The following is a 4,033-nucleotide window of genomic DNA, read 5'->3' as shown; positions in this document are numbered from 1 at the left end:
GATGTTTCCGAGATGCTGTGGCAGGTGCCGTACCTGCCTATCGATCCACGCGACGTCGGGCGCACGTACGAGGCGGTGATCCGGGTCAACTCACAATCCGGCAAGGGCGGAGTGGCCTACATCATGAAGACCGACCATGGGTTGGTGCTGCCGCGGCGGCTGCAGATCGAGTTCAGCCAGGTGATCCAGAAAATCGCCGACGGCGAGGGCGGCGAGGTTTCACCGAAGGAAATGTGGGAGGCCTTCGCCGAGGAGTACCTGGCCCCGGTGCGGCCGTTGGAGCGGATGCGCCAGCGAGTGATCGCCTCCGAAGTCGACGGCGGCACCGACCGCATCGAGGCCGTGGTCAAGATCGACGACGTGGAGACCGAGATCAGCGGCGCCGGCAACGGTCCGTTGGCCGCGTTCGTCGACGCGCTGAACCACGTCGGCATCCACGTCCACGTTCTGGACTACTCCGAGCACGCGATGTCGGCCGGCGAAGAAGCGCAGGCCGCCGCCTACGTCGAGGCTTCGGTGGCGATCGCAAGCCCGGCGCAGCCGGGCGAAGCGGGTCGGCACCCATCAGAACCGGTGGCGATCGCAAGCCCGGCGCAGCCGGGCGAAGCGGGTCGGCGCCCATCAGGCCCGGTGGAGGGCCGCACGGTGTGGGGTGTCGGGATCGCGTCGTCGATCACCACCGCCTCGCTGCGCGCGGTCGTGTCGGCGGTGAACCGCGCCTCGCGTCGCTGAGCTGGTCAGAACAAGACCAATTGCTGGTCGGCATCGGCGGCATCGGTGAATTCCTCGACGCTGGTTCCCCGCAGGACGGTGCCCACATTGTCGATGAATTGCCCATCGGAGATCACCGGCACACCCAGCTCGCGGGCGAGATAACCCTTGCCGCGGTCGGGCCGGGGAACGTTGCAGACCACCAGCGACGTTTCTTGGTCCACCGCGTCGCTGTAGGCCAGTCCGGCGTGCAGGATGCGCTCGACGAGTTCGTCGTGGGTGCGGTTGCATTCCGCGGCCAGCGCCACCCGCATGCCCTGCACCAGTGGGCGGCCCTGAACATACGGCCCCGGGTTGAGATAGGGGCAGGGCATCCGTGATGCCAGCATCTTCAGCGGTCGCAGTTCCTCATGGGTTACCCGGCCGTTCGGCCAGCGTCGGCGAGTGACCGGGCGTAGGGGTAACCACACATCGCGCTGCCGGGCCCGCTCAAGAGCCGCAGGCAGCACCCGGCTCAGCACAAGCGCGTCGTCGAACGCGTCGTGTGGGCGCTCCTGCGTCACACCCCAATGCGCGGCGAGGGTCTCCAACCGCAGGTTGTCCACCCCAAGTTCCAGCCGGCGGGTCAGTTCGACCGTGCACATGACCGTGTCGATGGGCAGCTCGACGTTGGCAAATTCAGCCTCGGCGGCAAGGAAGGCGTAGTCGAAGGCGACGTTGTGGGCGACCAGCGTGCGACCCCGCAGCAACTCACCGAGGTCGCCGACCAGGTCGCAGAACTGCGGCTGGTCTTCGAGCATCGCCGCGGTCAAGCCGTGCACATGGGTGGGGCCCGGGTCGACTCCGGGGTTGAGCAGGCTGACGACGGACTGTTCCACTCGGCCCTCGGCGTCGAGTGCCAGCGCGGCCAGGCTGAGGATCCGGGCAGGGCCGGCCCGAAAACCCGAGGTTTCGACGTCGACGACGGCCCATCCTGCGCCGGGTTCGCCGGCTGGCCGACCCCACGTGGTCCGCATGAATGGAGGATGTCATGTCGCACCGACATCGCCGGGTCGCTGCGGGTCGTGTCGTGAACTTAAGTCGATGAGGCGACCCGCTGCGCCCGGCGCAAGCGCCGCGCTTGCGATCGCCCTAAACTTCCCGGGTGATCACCACCCGTGGACGTCTCGCTCTGGCCGCCGGAGCCGGCGCGCGGTGGGCGTCGCGGGTGACCGGCCGGGGAGCCGGGGCGATGATCGGCGGTCTCGTCGCGATGACCCTGGACCGCTCGATCCTGCGTCAGCTCGGCGCGGGCCGGCGCACGGTCATCGTCACCGGGACCAACGGCAAGTCGACCACCACCCGCATGACCGCCGCCGCGCTGAGCACACTTGGCTCTGGGGTGGCCACCAACGCCGAGGGCGCCAACATGGACGCCGGGCTGATCGCCGCGCTGGCCGCGCACCGAGGCGCCGAGCTGGCGGCTTTGGAAGTCGACGAAATGCACGTGCCGCACGTCATGGATGCCGTCGATGCCGCCGCCGTCATCCTGCTCAACCTGTCCCGCGACCAGCTGGACCGCGTCGGCGAGATCAACGTGATCGAACGCACGCTGCGCGCCGGCCTGACCCGGCATCCGTCGACGGTTGTGGTCGCCAACTGCGACGACGTGCTGATGACCTCGGCCGCCTACGACTGCCCCAACGTGGTGTGGGTGTCCGCGGGCGGCGCTTGGGCCGCCGACTCGGTCAGCTGCCCACGCAGCGGCGAGGTGATCGTCCGGGACAAGACCCACTGGTACTCCACCGGCACCGACTTCAAGCGGCCCAGCCCGCACTGGTGGTTCGACGACGACACCCTCTACGGGCCGGACGGGCTGGCGACACCGATGCGGCTAAGCCTGCCGGGCGCCGTGAACCGCGGCAACGCTGCCCAAGCCGTCGCGGCCGCCGTCGCGTTGGGTGCCGATCCCGCGGCCGCGGTGGCAGCCGTGTCTCGGGTCGACGAGGTCGCCGGGCGCTACCGCACTGTGCGAGTCGGCAGCCACACCGTACGGGTGCTGCTGGCCAAGAACCCGGCCGGCTGGCAGGAAGCCCTGTCAATGGTCGACAAGCACGCGGCCGGCGTGGTCATCGCGGTCAATGGTCAGGTGCCCGACGGCGAAGACCTGTCCTGGCTTTGGGATGTGCGCTTCGAGCACTTCGAAGACACGGCGGTAGTAGCGGCCGGTGAGCGGGGTACCGATCTGGCGGTGCGGTTGGGGTATGCGGGTGTGCAACACACGCTTGTGCACGACACGATGGCGGCGATCGCGTCGTGCCCGCCCGGACACGTCGAAGTCGTCGCCAACTACACCGCATTCCTGCAGCTGCAGCGAAAGTTGGCCCGCCATGGCTGACTCGACCGTGCGGATCGGGCTGGTGCTGCCCGACGTGATGGGCACCTACGGCGACGGCGGCAACGCGGTGGTGTTGCGGCAACGGCTTCGGCTGCGTGGCATAGACGCCGAGATCGTCGAGATCACGCTGGCCGACCCGGTGCCGGAGACCCTGGATCTATATACCCTGGGCGGCGCCGAAGACTACGCGCAGCGGCTGGCGACCAGGCATCTCGCCAAGCATCCGGGCTTGCAGCGCGCCGCGGCTCGCGGCGCGCCGGTGCTGGCGATCTGCGCTGCTATCCAGGTGCTCGGGCACTGGTATGAGACGTCGGCGGGTGAACGGGTCGACGGGGTGGGCCTCCTTGATGCGACCACCTCACCGCAGCCTAAGCGCACCATCGGCGAACTCATCAGTACGCCGTTGCTGGCCGGCTTGACGGCGCCGCTGACCGGCTTCGAGAACCACCGCGGCGGCACAGTCCTGGGCGCCGCAGCGTCTCCGTTGGGGGCCGTGAAAAAAGGTGCGGGGAATTGTTCGGGTGATGGGTTCGACGGCGCGGTGCAGGGCAGCGTCGTCGCCACCTACATGCATGGGCCGTGTCTGGCTCGCAACCCGGAGCTCGCCGATCTGCTGCTCAACCGAGTGGTCGGTGAGCTGCCGCCGCTGGAGCTGCCCGAGGTGGAGCTGCTGCGCCGCGAGCGGCTGCGCGCCTAGGACCGCCAACCTCTGGCGAGCAGCGCGGCACGCACCCGCCGCACGACGTCGTCGGGCTTGTCCTCGGCGATCACCCGGATGATGATCCAGCCCATCTCCTCCAGCTTGCGCATCCGCCGCTGGTCTTTGACGTATCGCTTCCGGTCAGCGCGATGCTGGTCGCCGTCATATTCGACCGCCACCTTGTACTTCCCTTCTCTTGGGATCGCCCTGGCGTGGTGTGACGTCGCGGCGGACCAGCTCGTCGC

Annotated in this window: 4 protein-coding genes and 1 pseudogene (1 of these 5 cut by a window edge); 3 read left to right on the top strand and 2 right to left on the bottom strand. The window is 68.7% G+C overall.

Annotated features, from left to right (window positions below; all coding sequences use genetic code 11):
* Positions 1 to 732: pseudogene (leuA, locus tag ACFE99_RS21305) on the top strand (2-isopropylmalate synthase) (it extends 1,266 nt beyond the left edge of the window).
* A 5-nt stretch (positions 733 to 737) separates the two neighbouring features.
* On the opposite strand, the gene ACFE99_RS21300 reads toward leuA, so the two are convergent.
* Complete coding sequence (locus ACFE99_RS21300) at positions 738 to 1,727, bottom strand: DEDDh family exonuclease (RefSeq protein WP_375488392.1); 990 nt, start codon at positions 1,725 to 1,727, stop codon at positions 738 to 740.
* A gap of 128 nt (positions 1,728 to 1,855) precedes the next feature.
* On the opposite strand from ACFE99_RS21300, the gene ACFE99_RS21295 reads away from it, so the two are divergent.
* Together ACFE99_RS21295 and ACFE99_RS21290 are read left to right on the top strand one after the other, a co-directional pair.
* Positions 1,856 to 3,088, top strand: a complete 1,233-nt coding sequence (locus ACFE99_RS21295) for a MurT ligase domain-containing protein (protein WP_375488391.1) — start codon at positions 1,856 to 1,858, stop codon at positions 3,086 to 3,088.
* Positions 3,081 to 3,785, top strand: a complete 705-nt coding sequence (locus ACFE99_RS21290) for a type 1 glutamine amidotransferase (protein WP_375488390.1) — start codon at positions 3,081 to 3,083, stop codon at positions 3,783 to 3,785. The genes ACFE99_RS21295 and ACFE99_RS21290 overlap by 8 nt, the downstream gene beginning before the upstream one ends.
* Here ACFE99_RS21290 and ACFE99_RS21285 read toward each other — a convergent pair.
* Positions 3,782 to 4,033, bottom strand: a 252-nt coding sequence (locus ACFE99_RS21285) for a DUF559 domain-containing protein (protein ID WP_375488389.1), incomplete at its 5' end; no start/stop codon positions are given. The genes ACFE99_RS21290 and ACFE99_RS21285 overlap by 4 nt on opposite strands.

The sequence above is a fragment of the uncultured Mycobacterium sp. genome (assembly GCF_964249325.1).
Lineage (GTDB): Bacteria > Actinomycetota > Actinomycetes > Mycobacteriales > Mycobacteriaceae > Mycobacterium.
The sequence above is the reverse complement of the archived record's forward strand: the minus strand, read 5'-3'. Positions and strand labels throughout refer to the sequence as shown.